Below are 20,670 nucleotides of genomic sequence, written 5' to 3' on the forward strand. Positions count from 1 at the left end.
ATTAAAAGCGACTGTGGTCGCCCTTCAATCCAATGTACTGGAGCCAACCCATGACCAGCGCAACTCTGGCAAAAACCCCGCTACATGCCCTGCACCTTGAACTGGGCGCACGCATGGTGCCCTTCGCCGGTTACGACATGCCGGTGCAATACCCGCTCGGCGTACTTAAAGAACACCTGCACACCCGCGAGCAAGCCGGCCTGTTTGACGTATCGCACATGGGCCAGATCATGCTGCGTGGGCCGAAAGCGGCCGAAGCACTGGAGCACCTGGTGCCGGTAGACATCATTGACCTGCCAGTCGGCATGCAGCGCTACGCCATGTTCACCGACACCAATGGCGGCATTCTGGATGACCTGATGGTGGCCAATCTGGGCAACGACACCCTGTTCCTGGTGGTCAACGCCGCCTGCAAAGACCAGGACTTGGCCCACCTGCAGAAGCACATCGGCGATCAATGCGAAATCATCGACTTCTTCGAGAGCCGTGCCCTACTCGCTCTGCAAGGTCCCAAAGCCGCTGAAGTGCTAGCCCGCCTGGCGCCGGAAGTGACCAAGATGACCTTTATGCAGTTCACCCAGGTGCGTCTGCTCGGCGTGGATTGCTATGTAAGCCGCTCCGGTTACACCGGCGAAGACGGCTACGAGATTTCCGTACCCAACCAGCAAGCAGAAACCCTCGCCCGCAGCCTCCTGGCTGAACCGGAAGTACAACCGATTGGTCTGGGTGCCCGCGACTCCCTGCGCCTGGAAGCAGGCCTGTGCCTGTATGGGCACGACATGAGCACTGAAACCACACCGATCGAAGCCAGCCTGCTGTGGGCAATCTCCAAGCCACGCCGTGCAGACGGTGCACGCGCTGGCGGCTTCCCCGGCGCCAAACGCGTTTTCGAACAACAGCAGGACGGCGTGCCAAGCAAGCGTGTTGGCTTGCTGCCGCAAGAGCGCGTGCCAGTACGCGAGAGTTCGGAAATCGTCGACGCTGAGGGCAAGGTGATCGGCAAAGTCACCAGCGGGGGCTTTGGTCCTACTTTGGGTGCACCGGTGGCCATGGGCTACGTCAGCAACAGCCACAGTGCCGTTGATACGGAAGTCTGGGCCATCGTGCGGGGCAAACGCGTCGCCATGAAAGTCGCCAAGACACCGTTCGTGCCGCAGCGCTACTACCGCGGCTAAGCCAGTCCCGTTCGCGCCGACCACACTGGCGGCGCGAACGGTTCAGCTATCAGTCGCGCAGGTGATCAACCATCGCCGAGGCGACACTTAGCACATCTTTACCCAGCTGCTTCGAGCGTGCGCTGCTCCAGCCTGTCTGCGGATTAGGCCGGTCATCGTGATCCTTGAACGGCATTTCGATGGTCAGCGACAGGCAATCAAACTCCATCCCCACCGAGTTAGCTGCAAGGCTGGTATTGGCCTCGCCGAACTGTTGTGGCGCATAACCAAACAACGTCTGAAACTCGGCACCGTGTTCAATCAGACGACGCCCGAACTCCTCCTCCAACGCGGCTAAACGCGGTGTAAAGGTCGGGTTGCCGGAGCAGCCCGCAGTGAACACATGGGCAATTTCCTCATCACCGTGGATATCGAGGAACATATCCACACCGATCTCACGCATCTGTTGCTGAATGAAGTACACCTCTGGCGTTTCGGCTTCCGTCGCGGATTGCCACGCACGGTTAAGGTCGCGCCCGGCCATATTGGTACGCAGGTGACCGTGGAAGGCACCATCCGGGTTTACGTTGGGCACCAGGTACAGCTCAGCTTGATCGAGCAGCGTCTCCATTTCTTCGTCGCCGTTGGATTGCAGGCGCTCGATCACCCCCTCCATAAACCATTCGGCCATGTGCTCACCGGGGTGCTGTTGAGCGATGATCCAAATTTTCCGCGACGCCTGCGAATGGCGCTTGATCCTCAATAAAGGAATATCCCGGCCTTCAATACTCTTACCCGTTGCAACCAATTCTGCTCCGGCTAACGTGCGTGCATCCTCAATCAGACAGTCATGGCGGGCTCTGCTATAAGGCTCGAAATAAGCAAACCAGACTTTGGAGGCCTGCACGTCTAACTCAAAGTTAAGTGCGCCCTCGGCAAATTGACTGGGCACCCTGAACCAGCTGCGCTGGTCATAAGAAGCCACAACGTTGTAGCCATCCCAGGCATTCGGATAAGAGGACTGGCTGGCATTGGTCAGGCTGAAGCCGTAATGCTTGCCTTCCTCAAGCTCATCCACCTTGAAATGGAACCACTGAAAATGACCACTTTTAGTATCTGGACGAATAGCCAGCAACACGTTTTCAGGGTTACTGGTGTCTATAACCGCAATGTTTCCACTGTCAAAATCTGCGCTGATTTGCATGAATTCGAGACACCCTGAATAAATATGAGTTAACAAGAATCGCAGCTCTTAGGGTGGAGATAAATGCCCCATGCGACATACTGATACGGATTCCGTCATATCCGGCGAAATGCTCCCGCAACTTCTCAATCCATCTACAGTCTGTCAGTTTAACAATGCGAATTATTGGTAATAGGAGACCTCTTATGCGCTCGTTGGCCGTGCCTCTTTTACTCATTTCAGCAGCCTTACTGAGTGCCTGCGCCAGCACACCTTCAACCGAGCAACCGACAGCCGGAAATGATTCGCCCTCATCGTCTGCGGCAACCGTGAATGCCAATTTAGCGCAACTACAGCAACAGGCATCCCGAGGCGACCTCGAAAGCCAATTTCAACTGGGCAATCAATATTTCAACGCCCAACCAAAAAAAGATCTGAAACAAGCCGAATATTGGTGGAAACAAGCAGCGGATAAAGGCCATGCAATGTCTGCTGTCAGCCTCGCCTACCTGTACACGGGTCGCAATGATCAAACGCTCAGTAATCCTGCACAGATGCTGAAGTACCTCAACCAATCAGCTGCAGGCGGCAATCCCATGGCACAGCATATTCTCGGTACGCTGTACCAACGCGGAGATCAGGGCGTTACACAGGACCCTGGCCAGGCAAGACGCTTGTTCCAGAGCGCCTGCCAACAAAACTATGAACCGAGCTGCAAAGCATTAGGCAACTGACTAATACCTTGGAGAGGGGCTCACCGGGTAAACCCCAAGCCCCTACTCAGCGAGCCCTCGCAATGTCTACCTAAGACTTGAAAACACTATTCTAGAAAGGCCGCTTCGGATAATCATTTATCCCCGCGCAAGTTATGCGGCAGCAGTACGTCAACGCGTTCAAGAATGCTGCTATACCTGTTATAGGAAAGTAAGCAATGCACTAGAAAATCTTGAGTCGCTTGACTAAAAATAATAGCCCATACACACCATCAAATTCACCTATTAAACTCTGATACTGGGCATATAAGACAAGGAACGCCTCGTGTTGCGAAACCTGATTTATGCATTGGGTCTCATGGGTTGCGTGAACTACTCACTAGCAGCAGAGGTAAACTTTGTCACCGAAGAATTCCCCCCCTTCAGTTACTCTCGGGGGGCTATGGCAAGTGGTGCCTTTCCCGAAATAGTCATGCTGGTCTGCCAGCATTTAAAGTGGAGTTGCTCTATAGAAGTATTTCCCTGGCGGCGGGCACTTCAACTTGCAGAGGATGGTGAAGTTGACGGTATATTCACCCTCATTGACTCCCCGGCACGAAGGGCTTCATTTTACTTAACGCCAATGATCGCCGTCAGTCACTATAACTTTTACACCCGCCGCGAGAATGACTTCATATTCACGAAACCCGATGATTTAAAAGGGGCCAAAATCGGGGTATACGGGCCATCCGGCACGTCATACATACTCGAAGAAACCCTTAAAGACGTAGACGATATTGATATCAGCCTGATCACCAACAACCAGAGATTGTTGCTGATGCTCAGCGCAGGGCGCTTTGGCAAAAAAGGTATCGTGGTATTGAATAATGATGTAGCTCGTCACTTAATCGATCATGATCGACTCTACGCGTTGCGCAATGCCGGCTACATGGCCTCCACCTCCTATGCGATTGGGTTCTCACGGAAAAAGGTCACTCCAGAGATATTTACTGCATTTAATGACGGACTAAAGCGCTTGAAGCAGTCAGGAGAGGTTGCACAAATTCTGAAACGCTATGCATTGGAAGAAGCAAAGTGACATGCTGGACTTCCAGCGCACGATCTACCATAATTTAAACGCTTCAGTCAGCCACCAGAGCTGACCAGTTGTTCTGACAGCTGGAACTGAGACTCTTCTTAGGTTTAAAAACCAACTCTCCGAACTTGTCGATCGCTAACACGCGACCGGCCCATCTAATGGAAAATTTAGAGTTCAGAGAATGATGCCCTTGGGTTTTAATTACCGCTGGGTCGTAAGTAAAAACACTTGGCTCAAATAGATACGGACAGTTTTCAGTAACATGCCGTTTTGATTTTAATGGGTAATATCGTGACAAAAGATGAACTGCGCGCAGAACTTGAGCGACAGGCACAGCGCTTCAAAGATATATACGGTGGGGAGGTCGTAACATACGCCGCTCAGCCTGATCCAGAGCGTAAACCTTGGCGCAAACGCTCGAACTTGCTTGACCAGGCGTTTGCAAAAGAAATCGAGAAAATAGAGAAAGAGCTGAAGGATCGCACTGAAGCCGCTTCAGACACGGCTTCAGGCTTATAGCTGATAACGTAACCTACAGCTTGGTTACTGTTAGCGCCCCTTGCCCAGCAACGAGCCCAACAGCCCTCGTACCAATTGCCGCCCAATCTGGTTGGCAGCCTGACGTACAGCTGTTTTCATGACGTTACTGGCAAGATCACCCAACAGCTCACCGGCCATGCCACCCAAACCAGGGTCGTCTTTCTTAGCCTTGCCCGCTGGTTTGCCAGTTTGCGGAGCTTCCTCCGGCACTCGCTGGGCAGCACGCGCGGTCAAAATCTCATAGGCTGACTCACGATCAATCGGTTTGTCGTAACGGCCAAGCAACGGAGACTGACGGATCAGCTCCGCTCTCTCACTTTCGCTCAGAGGACCTATCCGGGATTGCGGCGGCGCAATTGCCACTCGCTGGACCATCGCAGGGGTTCCCTTTAACTCCAAAGTCCCCACCAATGCCTCACCTATACCCAGCTCAGTCAGCGTGGCCAGCGTGTCGATCTCCGGATTCGGCCGGAAACCATCGGCCACCGCACGCAAGGCCTTCTGTTCTTTAGCTGTGAAGGCGCGTAATCCATGCTGAATACGCAGCCCTAGCTGAGCCAGCACGGCATCCGGTAGATCACTCGGGGATTGGGTCACAAAATACACCCCAACGCCTTTAGAACGAATCAGGCGTACCACTTGCTCCAATCGCTCCTGAAGCGCTTTGGGGGTATCGGCGAACAGCAGGTGAGCTTCATCAAAGAACAACGCCAGCAATGGCTTATCGGCGTCGCCGCGTTCAGGCAACTGCTCGAACAGCTCAGCCAACAGCCATAACAGGAACGTCGCATACACCTTCGGCGCCTCATGGACTAAGCGACTGGCGTCCAACAGGTGAACCCGGCCACGGCCGTCCCGGTCAGGGTGCAAAAGGTCTTCAAGTTGCAGCGCCGGCTCACCGAACAAATCATCGGCACCTTGTTGTTCAAGACCGGACAACTTGCGCAGCAATGCCTGGGCGGAAGTGGGATTAAACAGCGCACTGTCTTCACCGAGCACCTCGGGGTTGCTCTTCAAATGCGACAGCAGCGCTTTGAGGTCCTTGAGGTCCAGCAGCAACAATCCTTCACGATCTGCAACTTTGAAGGCAGCATAAAGAGCCGCCTGCTGGCTGTCCGTCAACTCAAGTAATGCCCCCAATAGCAAAGGGCCCATTTCACTCAAGGTCGTTCGCAGCGGGTGGCCGCTCTTGCCATCCACGTCCCACAGCGTTACCGGGTAGGCCTTAGGCTCATGATTAAGCCAAGGCATAGCAGCAATGCGCTCAGCCACTTTCCCCTGAGGCGCCCCAACTGCCCCTAAGCCGCACAGATCGCCTTTAACGTCTGCGGCAAACACCGCCACTCCAGCATCGCTGAATGTCTCAATCAATCTTTGCAAGGTCACGGTTTTCCCGGTACCTGTTGCACCTGCAATCAAGCCGTGACGGTTCGCCAAGCGCAATGCCTGCCCGACTTGCAGCCCCTGGAGATCCGCTCCAACGAAAAACTGCCCGGTATCAGCCATTCCTTAATCTCCGTAATAAAAATTGCTACTGCATTGAGCCAATAGTTCAAGCCTACACTAAGGTAATAGCAATAAGCCTTCAGCCTTATAACTACTGATCTCACATACTGGACGCATCAATATGAGCATTGCTTTGAAGTTCAGCCACAAAATTTTGCTTGCCGCTTCACTGGTTGTGATCAGCGCGTTCTCCTTGTTTACCCTCTACAACGATTACCTGCAACGAAATGCTATACGCACAGACTTGGAGAACTACCTGAGAGAAATGGGCGACCTAACCGCAACCAACATTTCAAACTGGTTGTCGGGCCGCATTCTTCTTGTCGACAACACAGCTCAGTCCATCTCCAACACCACGGACGAGGGTTATGTACGTGGCCTGCTCGCTCAAAAAACCTTAGCCAATACATTCACCTACATTTACATGGGCTATGCAAATGGCCGCTTCGTTATGCAGCCGGATGAGGACATGGGTGACGGTTACGACCCCAGAGAGCGCCCTTGGTACAAAGATGCCGTTACAGCCCGCGGTGTGACATTAACGGAACCCTATCAGGACGCAGCGAACAATGACCTCACCCTTACCATCGCCTCTCCAGCGGGCAGTTCGGGAGTTGTTGGCGGCGATTTGAGCCTCGACACCTTAGTCGAAACTATCAACTCACTGGACTTCGACGGAATGGGCTTTGCCTTTCTGGTCAGTGCAGATGGCAAGGTATTGGTCCACCCAGATCCTTCGAAGGATATGAAAAACCTCAAGGAGCTTCACCCGCAAAACCCACCTGCAATCAATGCCAGCTTCAGTGAGGTCGAGGTCGATGGTAGCACCCGCATCATGACGTTCAGCCAAGTTAAGGGACTGCCGTCGGTAGACTGGTACGTGGGCCTGTCGATTGACAAAGAGGATGCCTACTCAATGCTCACTCAATTCCGCACCTCAGCGGTGATTGCCATGATCATTGCCGTGATATCTATCATTGCGCTGCTGGGGATGCTTATGAATGTGCTTATGCAGCCACTGCGGCTCATGGGCAAAGCCATGGAAGACATCGCCCAAGGTGAAGGAGACCTGACCAAACGCCTGAAGGTGAACACCAGAGACGAATTCGGCCAGCTCGGCAACGCCTTCAATCAATTTGTTGAGCGCATCCATCATTCAATTAAGCAAGTGTCTGCAGCCACACGAGAAGTCAATGAGTCGGCCCAGCTCGTATTAGGGGCTTCAAACGCCTCGATGCTCAACTCTGACGAACAGGCCAGCCGCACCAACAGCGTTGCCGCCGCCATCAACCAATTGGGGGCCGCAGCACAGGAAATCGCCCGCAATGCCGCAGACGCCTCCACACAGGCCAGTGACGCCCGACATTTGGCTGAGGACGGTCGCCAGGTGGTCGAAGGCACCATTGAGGCCATGACCCAGCTCTCCGCCAAGATCAGGATATCGTGCGACAACATCGAAACGCTCAACAGTAAAACCGTGAATATTGGCCAGATCCTTGAGGTCATCAAAAGCATCTCGCAACAAACCAATTTGCTCGCACTCAATGCGGCCATTGAAGCCGCACGCGCAGGGGAAGCCGGTCGGGGCTTTGCTGTAGTAGCTGATGAGGTACGAAACCTGGCACACCGCACACAGGAGTCCGCTCAAGAGATCGAAACAATGATTGAAGAGCTGCAGATCGGCTCACGAGAATCCGTCACAACCATGACGGAAAGTCAGCAGCACAGCGATCAGAGCGTGGAAATAGCCAACCAGGCAGGCCAGCGACTGGCCAGTGTCACAGACAGAATTAGCGAGATCGACAGCATGAACCAATCTGTTGCTACCGCTACTGAAGAACAAACATCGGTCATCGAATCGCTAAATATGGACATTACTGAAATCAATACCCTGAATCAGGAAGGAGTTGAAAACCTCCACGCCACGTTACGGGCCTGCGCCGACCTAGAACAACTGGCCACACGCCTCAAGAACTTGGTAGACGGCTTCCGTATCTGACCCGGAACGCACAAAGGGCGCTGAAAGCGCCCTTTGATTAGTGTTCATCGTCTTTATTTGCAGGCTTATCCTGCCCATCCTCCAGCTCCTTCCAGAGCGCGGCAGCTTCGGCAAAATCGCAGCCTGTATCCGGAGTCATTGCTGCTGGATCGTACCGCTGGGTACAACCCTCCCCCAAAACCGGCGGAGGGCTTGATGTAGCACGCTTGAGTGGCTCGTTCATATCGACGCCCTCCCAATCAGCCAGAGACTGCCTTGAGCTTAGTTGAAAACCACAGTCTTGTTGTCGTGCACAAGGACGCGGTCTTCGAGGTGATAACGCAAGCCTCGGGACAGCACCATTTTTTCCACATCCTTACCACGGCGCACCATTTCCTCAATGCTATCGCGATGGCTGACGCGCACCACATCCTGCTCAATGATCGGCCCAGCATCCAGCTCCTCAGTCACATAGTGGGAGGTTGCGCCAATCAGCTTCACACCACGGGTGGACGCTTGGTGATAGGGCTTGGCACCAACGAAAGAAGGCAAGAAGCTGTGGTGAATGTTAATCACGCGCTGGGAGAACTCTGCGCACAGTCGCGGCGGCAAGATCTGCATATAGCGGGCAAGTACCACAACATCAGCCGAATGCTCCTTAACTAAACGCTCAACTTCATCAAAGGCCGGCTGTTTGTCTTTAGGATCGACCGGGACATGGTAATAAGGAATGCCATGCCACTCGACCATGCTGCGCAGGTCATTATGGTTTGAGATCACACAGGGAATATCACAATCCAGCTCACCACTATGCCAGCGGTGCAACAGGTCGGCCAAACAATGGGACTCGCGGCTGCACATAAGCACCACGCGCTTCTTCACATCAGAGTCGGTTACTCGCCACTCCATGGAAAACTCGCGAGCAATAGGTGCAAACGCTTGACGGAAGCCGTCAAGATCGAATGGCAGAGAGTCAGCCCGGATCTCATGACGCATGAAAAACCAGCCACTCTCCGTATCCGAGTGATGACTCGCTTCAGTGATCCAACCGTTGTAAGTGGCTAGGAAGTTACTGACCTTGGCCACGATCCCTACCCGATCAGGACAAGCAATCACCAATCGAAACGTACGCATTTACAGCTCCACCGCTTGGAAAAAGTTGGCCATTTTAGTCATTACGCAAAAAAACAACAGCCATCATGACTCAGAGCAACGACCGAATGCGCAATGTAGAGCCGTACAACTCCAAGTAGTCCAACCATTCGTCAACTACATAATCTGATCGCTAAGCCTCTTCCGACACAATTATTTAAATTTTTGTAGGACAAGCGTAATAACAATAATAATTAGATAAAAGAAAACCCGAGCAAAATGGTTTACTTGTCAAAAGTGCATGACTATTATAAGAGTCACTTAGAAACCAATCGCTAGCACAGGTAATACCGAATGTCTCTGATCAACGAATATCGCGCCACTGAAGAAGCCATTAAGGAACTCCAGGAGCGCCTGAAGAATCTGTCCCAAGACGACAAGCTGAAAAAAGAGCTTGAGTTCGAAGGCAAACTGCGCGCGCTGATGGGCGAATATCAGAAATCCCTGCGCGATATCATTGCTATGTTCGACCCAGAAGCTAAATCGAGCAAAGCTGCTCGTGGCGCTAAAGCGGCCCCAAGCAAGCGTGCTCGTAAAGTTAAGCAATACAAAAACCCACACAACGGTGAAGTCATCGAAACCAAAGGCGGCAACCACAAAACTCTGAAAGAGTGGAAAGCCAAGTGGGGCGGTGACGTTGTGGAAGGCTGGGCAACCCTGCTGGGCTAAGCCCCAGCTGCTGTGCAGCGCTTTGCTCCATAAAAAAACGCCAGCTTGCTGGCGTTTTTTTATGCTCGGATAAATCTGACGAATAGTAGGGAGTGGTGAAACTTTAACCGTATTAAATGTATCCAACTGATTAAGTAATCAGCCTATTCCCCTACATATTCTAAGCCATAAGAACTCCGCATCTTCTTGACGTATTTGACCCAAACATCCATAACAACATTTTGCTCTGCGGACAAATTATCGGACAGCTCATTCGCAGACTGTAGGAACTGCTCAAGCGTGTTAGGCGCACCATATTCGGGCAGACTCAAACGCATGCGGCAGAATTGACTCCATTGCTGTTTCTCCACCTCCGACAAAGTCTCCGGAAAGTTCCTACAGCGATATCGGAACAACAACTCAGGCAAGCGCGCATCATCAAACATCCATGACTCGCCGGCCAAATGCTGTGGATCGCAATTACGAACTTGCTCGCACAAGCGCCGATCCCTATCGCCAATGAATCCATCATAGAGTTGTTGTTCTGGGTCAGCGCTACCAGCGAAACTCTCTTCGGCGTAAACCTCAACCAGCTTCCCCTTCCAATCTGCTGCTCGCTCACGCAACTGCTCTGCCCTGCTTTCACACAGCGCAACATCCAGCTGCAAACGCTCTATATCCTGGGCCCGCAGAACATTCATCGGGGCAACCACAGGGCAGCGGTTGATATGCAGCAGCTTAAGCGGCACTGGCAGCTGCCCAGAGGCTAGGTCGTCACGTCGCGTATAAAGGCGTGTACGCAACGTTTCTGCCGACTCCTCCAGCAAGGGAGAGATATCGGACTGTAGATCACAAACAATCAATGCATTGCGATTACGCGGATGCCACGCCAGCGGCAGCGCCAGGGATAAATAATGACGAGCGCCAGCAAACCGACCACTGATGTGCACGAACGGTTGGAGCAGACGGATCTGATCCATCACCCGCTGCTTACTGCGCAGCTGATAGAAATAGTTGTAGAGCTTGGGCTGCGTATTTTTCAGCAGGCGCGCCAAGGCAATGGTTGCCCGTACATCAGACAGCGCGTCGTGCGCCTGCCCATGTTCAATCCCATTGGCGACTGTAAGGCGTTCCAACTTCAGGCTCACCTGACCGTTATCCTGCGGCCAGTTGATGCCCTCCGGGCGTAATGCATAAGCCGTGCGCACCAGATCAATCAAATCCCAACGACTATTTCCTCCTTGCCACTCCCGCGCGTAGGGATCGAAAAAATTTCGATACAGGCTGTAACGAGTAACTTCATCATCGAAACGCAGGCTGTTGTAACCCACGCCACACGTGCCGGGCGCAGCCAGTTCAGCATGCACGCGGGTCATGAACTCAGCCTCAGCCAGCCCTTTTTGCTCGAGTACCTGCGGGGTGATACCGGTCACTAGGCAGGCAGCAGGATGAGGCAAAATATCGTCACTTAATCGGCAATAAATATTCAGCGGCTCGCCAATCTCATTGAGGTCTTCATCCGTGCGAATGCCCGCTACTTGAAGCGGCCGGTCGCGGCGCGGGTCAATTCCTGTGGTTTCGTAGTCGTACCAGAAAAGGCTTGCAGTCACGGTAAAAGTCCTGAGGTGGAGGCATACGCAGTCTAACACCCGATGCCGGAGCTGCCTGTGCTAGCAGCCCTTTGCCAGCCTAACGGGGTGAGCTTTTTACCGATTTTGCGCAGCGATGAATCTCAGAGGACTCTTAAGCAATTGCCAAGACAGGTTGCTTCACGATCTGCAGCTAGCTAGCATCGGGCTTTACTCTTCGTAATCAGCCGATGTCGCCGACGTTATCTTCTGGGTCAAATACCGCACAGTCCGCTTTACTGGATACCCGTTATCAGGTGGAAACACCTGAGGGCATTGATCTGGTGCTACGCCCTGCTGGTGCTGTGCCCAGAGCCTTGGCTTTTGCCATCGACTTTCTGATTCGCGCCGTCATCCTCGCAGTACTGTTCACCCTGCTGGCCATGCTTGGTCAATTTGGTATTGGCCTGTCCAGCATCCTTCTGTTTGTTGTGCACTGGTGGTACATGGTGCTGTTTGAGGTGCTCAATCAGGGGCGTACGCCTGGTAAGAAACTACTTGGCCTGCGTGTAATTCATGACGACGGCACCCCCATCGGCTGGCAGGCATCGCTGACGCGCAACCTGCTGCGCACCGTAGACATGCTGCCCTTCGCCTATGCATTTGGCTTGCTTAGCTGCCTGAACCACCCGGCATTCAAACGCCTGGGAGACATTGCAGCCGGCACACTGGTGGTCTACCAGGACAGCCCACCCCAATCGCGCCAGTTGAGCGGCGCGCAAGCCTTAGCGGCTCCGTTTGCCATGAGCCTTAATGAGCAGCGAGCGCTGATTGGATTTTCCGAACGCGCAGATGACCTATCGGCCAGCCGCCGCCAGGAGCTGGCAGAAATACTGGCCGATCCACTGCGTGTACCGCCCGAGTTAGCCGAATCGCAGATCCATGGAATTGCCCGCGGTTTGATGGGGCCAACATGAAACAGAGCCTGTTTGAGCAAGTCCATGAACAAGACTGGCGAAGCTTCAGCGAACTGCTGGACATGCTGGAAAAAGGCAAAGCGCTGCCAGAACAGACTAGCCGCTTTGCCGCCGGGTACAGACGCTTATGCCAGCAGCTAGCAGTCGCACAAGATCGAGGCTATAGCAGCCACCTGATCGACCGCCTGCAACATCTAGCAATGCGTGGGCATCAACAGTTCTACCGGCATCGCAGCCCTTTGGCGGGGCAATTCCTGAGTTTTATCCTGTCTGGTTTTCCACAGCTGGTTAGAGCGCAATGGCGTTATGTGACTGCGGCGACCTTGATGTTCTTCGGCAGCCTGCTGCTGATGGGAACACTGGTATACAGCGTGCCGGAGCTTGTCTACAGCGTACTGCCTACTGAGCAAGTCGCTGAGATGGAAAAGATGTATGACCCGGAAGCCCGGCGCATCGGCCGTTTCAGCGAGCGAGGTTCTAGCGAAGACTGGGTGATGTTTGGCTTCTACATCATGAACAACATCGGCATCGCCTTTCAGACCTTTGCCAGCGGCCTGCTGTTTGGCCTAGGCACACTTTTCTATCTGTTGTTTAACGGCGTAGTGATTGGTTCGGTAGCGGGACACCTGACGCAGATTGGCTTTGGCGAAACCTTCTGGTCATTTGTGATCGGCCACGGCGCCTTTGAACTGACAGCCATCGCCCTGGCCGGAGCCGGCGGGCTCAAACTCGGTTGGGTGTTGCTGGTTCCCGGCCGTCTGCCTCGGGGTGAAGCCTTACGCCTGGCCGCCATCGACGGAGTCAAGCTATTGGGTGGCGCTGCCCTCTTCCTGTTGATCGCCGCCTTTATCGAAGCCTACTGGTCCTCCATGACCCTAGCCACACCCACGCTCAAATACTGGGTAGGGGCTGCACTGTGGATTGTGGTGTTGTCTTACTTGCTGTTGTCCGGGCGAGGTGAACATGCGCCCAAGTGACGCCAGCGTGGTGATTCGCCCTCGCAACACATGGGAAGCCATTGACCTCGGCGTACTGCTAGCGCGCAAACATGCCGGACTGCTGATGCTGAGTTGGGCGCTGGTCACCCTACCTCTGTTCGCGCTGTTGTGCCTGCTGTTCTGGGATTACCCGACGGTAGCTGTGCTGCTGTTCTGGTGGTTGAAACCGGCTTACGAACGCCTGCCGTTGTTTATCCTGTCCAACGCACTGTTTGGTGCAATCCCCACACTGAGACAGGCAATCAAGGCCCTGCCCGGCCTGCTGAGGCCACAACTACTGGCATCCTTGACCTTGCACCGCTTCAGCCTGACACGCAGTTTCGATCTGCCAGTTATGCAGTTAGAAGGTCTTGCTGGAGATGAGCGCAAACGTCGCCTGGTCATTCTGCAACAACGCAATACCCGCCCGGCCAGTTGGCTGACCATTATTGGTGTGCATCTTGAGTCTGCCCTGTGGATAGGCGGCATCAGCCTGTTCTACATGCTCATGCCGGGGCAAATGGAAACCAACTGGCAGTGGGCCCAACTGATCGACAGCGGCGCGCAAGAGTGGCTGTGGCTGGAGCACCTGTCTAACTTTGTGTATGCCCTGGGCTTGGTTATCTGGGGGCCGGTGTATGTAGCCTGCGGCTTTACTCTGTATCTGAACCGTCGCACGGAACTGGAAGCCTGGGACATCGAGCTGGTATTCCGTCAGTTGGCCCAGCGCTTGCGTGGTGTCGCAGCGGCCCTGCTTCTGAGCTGCTGCATGCTGTTTCAACTCTCCCCGGACAGCGCGTTGGCCACTGAAAATAGTGCTGCCGAAGCGGAAACCAGCTGCCCTGTGCCCGATCAAGACCCGAACGGCCCGCTTAGCGATCGCTTGCTGAATCAGCCACTAACCAGCCAAGCCGCGCAGGACAGCGTCAATAACCTGCTCACCAACCCGCCCTTCCAGCACCGGGAACAAGTCACACGCTGGCGCCTAGGGGACGAGCAAAGTAGCGGCGGCGATGATGAACAAGGCACGCTGAGTGAGCTGCTCAAAGGCTTCTTCGAGCTAATGAAATTCTGGCAACACATCAATGCAGTGGCCGAATTGTTCGAAGCTCTACTCTGGGCGCTCATGTTCGGTCTCATAGGCTGGTTGATCTGGCGCTACCGCGAATGGCTGGCAACCTTCACTGGACGCTTGGGTTTGCCCCAAAAACAGCCAGTCCAAGCCCCCCAACAACTATTCGGGCTGGATTTGGCGCCGCAGAACCTGCCTGAGGATATTGCCGCTGAGGCCGAACGGCTATGGGATGAACAGCCTCGTGCAGCTTTGAGCCTGCTCTATCGCGGTCTGCTCAGCCGCTTAGTGCACGAGTATCGCCTACCCCTCGAACCCTCTCACACCGAGAGCGAAGTCCTGCATCTGGTGGAAAGGATTGGCCAAGACCAGCTAGGCCAGTTCAGCCAAAGCCTGACTGGGCACTGGCAGAATCTTGCCTACGGGCATCGCCTTCCCCCTGCCGAGCTAAAACACGATCTTTGTACTGCCTGGCGACAGCTGTTTAAGCAAGAGGTACAGGCATGAGCCGTAGCCTGCGCATCAGCCTGCTCATTGTCCTGGCCGTGCTCGTTCTGCTGGCCGGATACCTCGGCAGTCAGCTCAGCCCGTATGAAGAAACCGTTGAGCATGGCCCCGCACCTGAAGCACTGGCCAACCCGTATCTGGCTGCCGAGCGCTTCCTACAGGAACGCGGCTTACAGGTTACGCAGGCTGATAACTTGGAGATTCTCAAAACCCTGCCCAGCCAAGGCCAGACGCTGTTGCTGCTGGGTGATCGCAGCAACATGACACCCAGCCAGACGAAACGCGCACTGGACTGGGCAGCCAAAGGCGGGCACCTGCTTTTCGTGGCCGAACGCCTGTGGGATGAGGACGAAGAGAAAAGCGGCGACTTGCTGCTGGACAGCCTCGGCATACAGCAATACGAAAGCGAAACGCTGGATGACGAAGAAAGTACCGAAGCGCCCACCGAAGGTGAAAAGGCTTCGTCCGATCCTGCGCCCCCTGCCATCGAGGAACAATCGCAATCCCCTGAAAATGAAGAGAACGCAGCGGTCAGTTACCCCGAATTGACCCAGCTGTTCCTTCAGAACGAAAAGGCTCCGGCCTATATTAACTTCGACACCCGCTTCCACCTGTACGACGCCCCCAACCGTGCGCACGCCTGGGCCAACAGCGAATCGGCAACCCATATGATCCAGACCTACCACGGCGACGGCTTGATTACAGTACTCACCGATTCATGGATCTGGCAGAACGACCGCATTGGTGAATACGACAACGCCTGGCTGCTCTGGTACATGACACAGGACAGCCAAGTCACCTTGGTTTATCGCGCGGATCGCGACAATCTGTTCACTTTGCTACTGCGCCACTTCCCGCAGGCCTTGGTAGCACTGGCACTGTTGCTCATTGGCAGCCTATGGTACCTAGGCATGCGCCACGGCCCGATTCAGCAACCGGCCAGCCGTAACCGCCGCCAGTTGCAGGAACACCTGCGTGCCAGTGCGAACTTCTTGCTCCGCCACAACGGCCAAACTGCCCTACTGCAAACGCTGCAACAGGACATTCAGCGCCGAGCCCGGCAACGGCACCCAGGCTTCGAGCGGCTCCCTGTTGCCGAACAATGGCAGGTACTTAGCCGTCTCAGCCGCCAACCCACCAGCGCCATCAGCCAAGCCATGCGACCATTGACTGCACAAAAGCTGAGCGCCGCCGATTTCACCCGCCAGGTCGCCAACCTGCAAACACTCAGGAATGCCCTATGAGCGAACAACAGCCACAACAGCCGGAAAGCCCAGAAGACGCCAGCCCACAGCCGGAGCAAGCCTCAACTGCCCCCAGCGCCAGCACCCTAGCTTCCCAACGCCAGCGTGCCAGCCAATTGGCCCAGGCCCTGCGCAGCGAGCTGCAAAAGGCGCTGATCGGCCAGAACGACGTGATCGAGGGTGTGCTCAGTGCGTTGATCGCAGGTGGACACGTGCTGATCGAAGGGGTTCCCGGCTTGGGCAAAACCTTGCTGGTTCGCTCCCTGGCTCGCTGCTTCGGCGGCGAGTTTGCACGCATTCAGTTCACCCCGGACCTGATGCCCAGCGACGTAACCGGCCACGCCGTATACGACCTGCAAAGCGAGCAGTTCAAGCTGCGTAAAGGCCCGGTGTTCACCAACCTGCTGCTGGCCGACGAGATCAACCGCGCCCCAGCCAAAACCCAGGCAGCGCTGCTTGAAGTTATGCAGGAGCGTCAGGTCACCCTGGAAGGCCGCGCCCTCAATGTTCCACTGCCCTTTATGGTCCTGGCCACGCAAAACCCGATTGAGCAGGAAGGTACCTACCCGCTGCCTGAAGCTGAACTCGACCGTTTCATGCTGAAACTGCTTATGGATTATCCACAGCAACCGGAAGAGTTGGACATGGTCCGCCAGGTCGCCCGATCCAGCAAAGCCGACATGCTCGAAGTCACACCGCTGCGCACCTTACTGCACGCCCGTGACGTACAAGCGCTGCAAAAAATAGCCAGCGACCTGCCAATTGATGATCAGGTCCTCGATTACGCTGTGCGTTTGGCCCGCGCCACCCGCACCTGGCCGGGGCTGACGCTAGGCGCAGGGCCTCGCGCCTCGATTGCTCTGGTCCGTTGTGGCCGTGCCCGGGCCTTGCTACGCGGCGGCGACTTCGTCCTGCCGGAAGACATCAAAGGCTGCGCCCTGGCCGTACTGCGCCACCGCGTGCGCCTCTCACCAGAGCTGGATATTGAAGGGCTAAGCATCGATCAAGTGCTGCAACAACTGATCAATCAGGTTCCGGCTCCGCGCTTATGATCGGTGACAACAAAGGCACTCCACTATGAAGCCCTCCCGCACACTGCTCATTTGCCTGGCCGTCCTGCTGGGCATAGGCTGTCTGTTGGGTATTGCCAGTGCGGTAGGGCTGAAGCTGCCTGCATCATTCGACAGTCTCTACTGGGGACTGCTAATCCTGCTGGTCGCCACAGCCTTGGTGGATGCCTTACGCCTGCGCCGCCAGCCTTCACCGCGTATTGAACGACAGTTACCCGGCAATCTGCCGCTGGGACGCTGGAGTGAAGTATCCCTGCTTGTGCGGCACGATTTCGACCGGATGACCCTGCTGGATATATTCGATCATCTCCCTGCCGGTATGGACCACCAACATTTGCCGCTGAAGGTAGAGCTACGTCCCGGCGAACACACGCAAACCCACTACCGTGTGCGTCCGCTGCGACGAGGGCGCTTCCAGATTCCCTGTTGCGAGATCAGCCTGCCCAGCCCGCTGCGCTTATGGCATGCCCGCCGCTACCTGCCCATCAGCGGTGAAACCCGCGTTTACCCGGACTTCGCCCGCCTGCACGGCGCACGCCTGATGGCCGTTGAGGACTGGGTAAACCAATTGGGCATTCGTCAGCATCAGCGACGTGGCTTGGGGATGGAGTTCCACCAGCTACGTGAATTCCGCGATGGCGACACGCTACGCCAGATAGACTGGAAGGCCACTGCCCGCAAGCGCACTCCCATTGCCCGTGAGTATCAGGATGAGCGTGATCAACAGATCATCTTCCTACTCGATTGTGGCCGACGCATGCGCAGCCATGACGGCGAGCTGTCCCATTTCGATCACGCCTTAAACGCATGCTTGCTGTTGAGCTATATAGCCCTGCGCCAAGGCGATGCTGTCGGCCTGGCCACCTTTGCCACACAGCAACAACGCTTCCTCCCTCCAGCCAAAGGTCAGACTCAGCTGAATGTATTGCTGAATGGACTGTATGACCTTGAGAGCACGCAACAGCCTGCTGATTTCAGCGGTGCTATCAACAATCTGCTTAAACGTCAGCGCCGACGCGCATTGGTCGTGCTGGTCAGTAACCTGCGTGATGAAGATGATCAGGACCTGCTAACAGCGGTAAAACGCTTAAGCCAGCAGCACCGCGTGCTGGTCGCCAGCCTGCGCGAAGAGGTGCTGGACACGCTGAGGCAGGCACCGGTCGACAATTTCGATGCGGCGCTGGACTACTGCGGCACGGTCAACTATCTGAACGCACGCGCCGAGTTACACGAACGCCTTATTGCTAACCGGGTGCCGGTGCTTGAAGCCCGCCCCAATGAACTGGGGCCGCAGCTGGTCAACAGCTATCTGGCCTGGAAAAAAGCCGGGACGCTTTAAACGTCCCAGCTTGCCAACTACAGCCAAGTTACGTGCTGCTCTAACGGGAAGCGCAAGCGCGGGTTGTAGACACCACGCTCATCCTCACGCCCTACTGCGAGCAACATAATCGGTACCGCCTTTTTCGGAATGGCCAACGTCTTACGCAGGCGCACCTCATCAAAGCCCTCCAGCGGGCAGGTGGAATACCCATGACTGTGGAAGGCCAGCATTAGATTCTGAGCAGCCAGCGCCGTAGACTTCACCGCCCAAACACGCATCTGGGTATAACTGTTGGGGGTTCGCATCAAAGGTTTACGCAAGCCGGCCACACGTAATAACTGACGCTTGAAAAAACCCTTAAGCCCCAAAGGGCCTTGGTCGTACTGAAACGGTGCAGTCTTGCGGTAAAACTGCTCGACAGCCGCTGGCACCTGTGGCTCAGGCCACAGGTTGATAATGTCTTCGCAGGCTTTCTTCCAAGTATCCGGCCGGGCCAATACGGCAATAATCAGAGGCGCTTTAGCCGCATGCTGATACATGCACACGCCATGCAGCTTCTCCAGCAGCGCCGGATCACGCACCACCTGAAAATTCCAAGGTTGTAAGTTACACGAGTTAGGTGCGAGCACTGCCATTTCAAGGCAGTCGCGTATGACTTCATCAGGCACGGGGTCAGTTTTGAAGCGGCGCACCGAGCGACGGCTTTCGACCAGTGCTCTGAATTCGGTCGCGGTGGCAGGGAATACAGCGGTAGGTGAAGTGAACGAGCTCATCAGGACATCCTCGACATATCACCCTGATTAAGCCGTGTTGCACTGAAGCGGACAAGCCTTAGGAAGCTTAGTCCGCAGCGTTGGCAGAAATGGCCTCAGCCCAGTGCTTTTTCGATGGCCTGGATGATTGAAGGATCATCCGGTGATGTGCGAGGGGAGAAACGTGCCAGCACGCGCCCGTCATGCCCCACCAGAAACTTCTCAAAATTCCAGGTAATGTCTCCGGGGAACTCAGCCCCCTCCCCTGCAAGCAGGCGGTACAGTGGATGACGATCCGGGCCATTCACGTCGAGCTTGCTGCCCAAAGGAAAGGTCACGCCGTAATTCAGCGTACAAAACTCACGAATCGCTTCTTCGCTGTCCGGTTCTTGTCCGGCGAACTGGTTGCATGGCAGGCCAAGCACAGTAAAGCCGCGGGACTTGTACTGCTGGTAGAGCTTTTCCAACGCTGCATACTGAGGTGTCAGCCCACACTTAGAGGCGACATTAACCACCAGAACCAACTGATCCTTGTAAGGTGCCAGTGGCAACTCCTGACCGTCCAATGCGCGAAGGCTGAGGTCGTGAAAGGCACTCATTGCTATCTCCTTGAAATGACGCAGGTTCATACGGTGGATAAAAAAGGCGCCTCGGAAAGGCGCCCTTTATGCGTATCAGCTTAGCAGTCCGGCCAGCATTCGTTACAACCACAAGTCGAATTTTGACCGGGCAATAGCGCCAAACTTAGTGGTGATGACCACCTTCGCCATGGATATGGCCATGGGCAACTTCTTCGTCGCTGGCATCACGCACGTTTACAACCTTGACCTTGAAGTGCAGACGCTGACCTGCCAGCGGGTGGTTGCCGTCAACGATAACGTCGTCGCCATCCAGCTCACGAATAGTCACGATCTGCATGCCGCCGTCCGGAGCGGACGCGTGGAATTGCATACCGACTTCCAGCTCATCCACGCCTTCAAACATTGAACGATTCAGGGTAGCAACCAGCTCCGGGCTGAACTCACCGTAAGCTTCTTCCGGCTCAACGGCCACAGTCAGTTCGTCGCCAGCCTGCTTGCCTTCCAGAGCCTTTTCCAGACCACGGATGATGTTGCTGGCACCGTGCAGGTAAACCAGAGGCGCTGCACCCTCGGAGCTGTCGATCACCTCACCGGCATCGTTAGTCAGGGTATAGTCGATGGAGACGGCCTTATTGGCGGCGATCAACAT

Annotated in this window: 20 protein-coding genes; 12 read left to right on the forward strand and 8 right to left on the reverse strand. The window is 55.1% G+C overall.

What is annotated here, in order from left to right; all coding sequences use genetic code 11:
* The first annotated feature begins 50 nt into the window (after positions 1-50).
* A complete protein-coding gene (gcvT, locus tag WG219_16520) occupies positions 51-1,175 on the forward strand; it encodes a glycine cleavage system aminomethyltransferase GcvT (GenBank protein WXL24899.1) in 1,125 nt (374 codons plus the stop codon).
* A 49-nt stretch (positions 1,176-1,224) separates the two neighbouring features.
* Here the strand turns inward: gcvT and WG219_16525 are convergent, their stop codons facing one another.
* On the reverse strand, positions 1,225-2,358 hold the full coding sequence (locus WG219_16525) for a M14-type cytosolic carboxypeptidase (GenBank protein WXL24900.1): 1,134 nt from the start codon (positions 2,356-2,358) through the stop codon (positions 1,225-1,227).
* A gap of 185 nt (positions 2,359-2,543) precedes the next feature.
* Here WG219_16525 and WG219_16530 point away from each other — a divergent pair, with 185 nt between their 5' ends.
* The 3 genes from WG219_16530 (at position 2,544) to WG219_16540 (ending at position 4,647) form a co-directional block, all read left to right on the forward strand.
* On the forward strand, positions 2,544-3,071 hold the full coding sequence (locus tag WG219_16530; GenBank protein ID WXL24901.1) for a tetratricopeptide repeat protein: 528 nt from the start codon (positions 2,544-2,546) through the stop codon (positions 3,069-3,071).
* Between the two features lie 304 nt (positions 3,072-3,375).
* The gene (locus tag WG219_16535) at positions 3,376-4,128 is read left to right on the forward strand and encodes a transporter substrate-binding domain-containing protein (protein ID WXL24902.1); all 753 of its coding nucleotides are present in this window, start codon (positions 3,376-3,378) and stop codon (positions 4,126-4,128) included.
* 291 nt (positions 4,129-4,419) lie between these two features.
* A complete protein-coding gene (locus tag WG219_16540) occupies positions 4,420-4,647 on the forward strand; it encodes a hypothetical protein (GenBank protein WXL24903.1) in 228 nt (75 codons plus the stop codon).
* A gap of 30 nt (positions 4,648-4,677) precedes the next feature.
* On the opposite strand, the gene WG219_16545 is transcribed toward WG219_16540, so the two are convergent.
* Positions 4,678-6,174 carry a helicase HerA-like domain-containing protein gene (locus tag WG219_16545; protein ID WXL24904.1) on the reverse strand — a complete coding sequence of 499 codons (1,497 nt, stop codon included), beginning with the start codon at positions 6,172-6,174 and terminating at the stop codon, positions 4,678-4,680.
* Between the two features lie 121 nt (positions 6,175-6,295).
* On the opposite strand from WG219_16545, the gene WG219_16550 reads away from it, so the two are divergent.
* Positions 6,296-8,173 carry a methyl-accepting chemotaxis protein gene (locus tag WG219_16550; GenBank protein WXL24905.1) on the forward strand — a complete coding sequence of 626 codons (1,878 nt, stop codon included), beginning with the start codon at positions 6,296-6,298 and terminating at the stop codon, positions 8,171-8,173.
* Between the two features lie 37 nt (positions 8,174-8,210).
* Here the strand turns inward: WG219_16550 and WG219_16555 are convergent, their stop codons facing one another.
* Together WG219_16555 and purU are read right to left on the reverse strand one after the other, a co-directional pair.
* On the reverse strand, positions 8,211-8,396 hold the full coding sequence (locus WG219_16555) for a hypothetical protein (protein WXL24906.1): 186 nt from the start codon (positions 8,394-8,396) through the stop codon (positions 8,211-8,213).
* Positions 8,397-8,434: 38 nt separating this feature from the next.
* Complete coding sequence (gene purU, locus WG219_16560; protein WXL24907.1) at positions 8,435-9,286, reverse strand: formyltetrahydrofolate deformylase; 852 nt, start codon at positions 9,284-9,286, stop codon at positions 8,435-8,437.
* 312 nt (positions 9,287-9,598) lie between these two features.
* On the opposite strand from purU, the gene mvaT reads away from it, so the two are divergent.
* Positions 9,599-9,973 (forward strand): histone-like nucleoid-structuring protein MvaT, encoded by a 375-nt coding sequence (gene mvaT, locus WG219_16565; protein WXL24908.1) that lies wholly within the window; start codon positions 9,599-9,601, stop codon positions 9,971-9,973.
* Between the two features lie 143 nt (positions 9,974-10,116).
* On the opposite strand, the gene sbcB is transcribed toward mvaT, so the two are convergent.
* Positions 10,117-11,562 (reverse strand): exodeoxyribonuclease I, encoded by a 1,446-nt coding sequence (gene sbcB, locus WG219_16570; GenBank protein ID WXL24909.1) that lies wholly within the window; start codon positions 11,560-11,562, stop codon positions 10,117-10,119.
* Positions 11,563-11,771: 209 nt separating this feature from the next.
* Between sbcB and WG219_16575 the strand changes: the two genes are divergently transcribed.
* From WG219_16575 to WG219_16600, 6 genes are read left to right on the forward strand one after another with little or no spacing between them, the layout of a single operon-like run.
* Positions 11,772-12,497: an RDD family protein gene (locus WG219_16575; GenBank protein ID WXL24910.1), complete on the forward strand. Its 726-nt coding sequence runs from the start codon at positions 11,772-11,774 to the stop codon at positions 12,495-12,497.
* Entirely contained in the window at positions 12,494-13,474 is a 981-nt protein-coding gene (locus WG219_16580) for a stage II sporulation protein M (GenBank protein ID WXL24911.1), read from the forward strand. The genes WG219_16575 and WG219_16580 overlap by 4 nt, the downstream gene beginning before the upstream one ends.
* A complete protein-coding gene (locus WG219_16585) occupies positions 13,461-15,053 on the forward strand; it encodes a DUF4129 domain-containing protein (protein WXL24912.1) in 1,593 nt (530 codons plus the stop codon). The genes WG219_16580 and WG219_16585 overlap by 14 nt, the downstream gene beginning before the upstream one ends.
* Complete coding sequence (locus tag WG219_16590) at positions 15,050-16,297, forward strand: DUF4350 domain-containing protein (GenBank protein WXL24913.1); 1,248 nt, start codon at positions 15,050-15,052, stop codon at positions 16,295-16,297. Before WG219_16585 ends, WG219_16590 begins: the two co-directional genes overlap by 4 nt.
* Complete coding sequence (locus WG219_16595; GenBank protein WXL24914.1) at positions 16,294-17,349, forward strand: MoxR family ATPase; 1,056 nt, start codon at positions 16,294-16,296, stop codon at positions 17,347-17,349. Before WG219_16590 ends, WG219_16595 begins: the two co-directional genes overlap by 4 nt.
* 25 nt (positions 17,350-17,374) lie before the next feature.
* Positions 17,375-18,706, forward strand: coding sequence for a DUF58 domain-containing protein (locus WG219_16600; GenBank protein WXL24915.1), 1,332 nt, complete (start codon positions 17,375-17,377; stop codon positions 18,704-18,706).
* A gap of 17 nt (positions 18,707-18,723) precedes the next feature.
* Here WG219_16600 and WG219_16605 read toward each other — a convergent pair whose 3' ends face one another.
* From WG219_16605 to WG219_16615, 3 genes are all read right to left on the reverse strand, one after another.
* Complete coding sequence (locus WG219_16605) at positions 18,724-19,461, reverse strand: nitroreductase family protein (protein WXL24916.1); 738 nt, start codon at positions 19,459-19,461, stop codon at positions 18,724-18,726.
* A 95-nt stretch (positions 19,462-19,556) separates the two neighbouring features.
* Positions 19,557-20,039: a glutathione peroxidase gene (locus WG219_16610; protein ID WXL24917.1), complete on the reverse strand. Its 483-nt coding sequence runs from the start codon at positions 20,037-20,039 to the stop codon at positions 19,557-19,559.
* A 145-nt stretch (positions 20,040-20,184) separates the two neighbouring features.
* A complete protein-coding gene (locus WG219_16615; protein ID WXL24918.1) occupies positions 20,185-20,670 on the reverse strand; it encodes a peptidylprolyl isomerase in 486 nt (161 codons plus the stop codon).

The organism is Pseudomonas mendocina (assembly GCA_037482215.1).
Lineage (GTDB): Bacteria > Pseudomonadota > Gammaproteobacteria > Pseudomonadales > Pseudomonadaceae > Aquipseudomonas > Aquipseudomonas mendocina_E.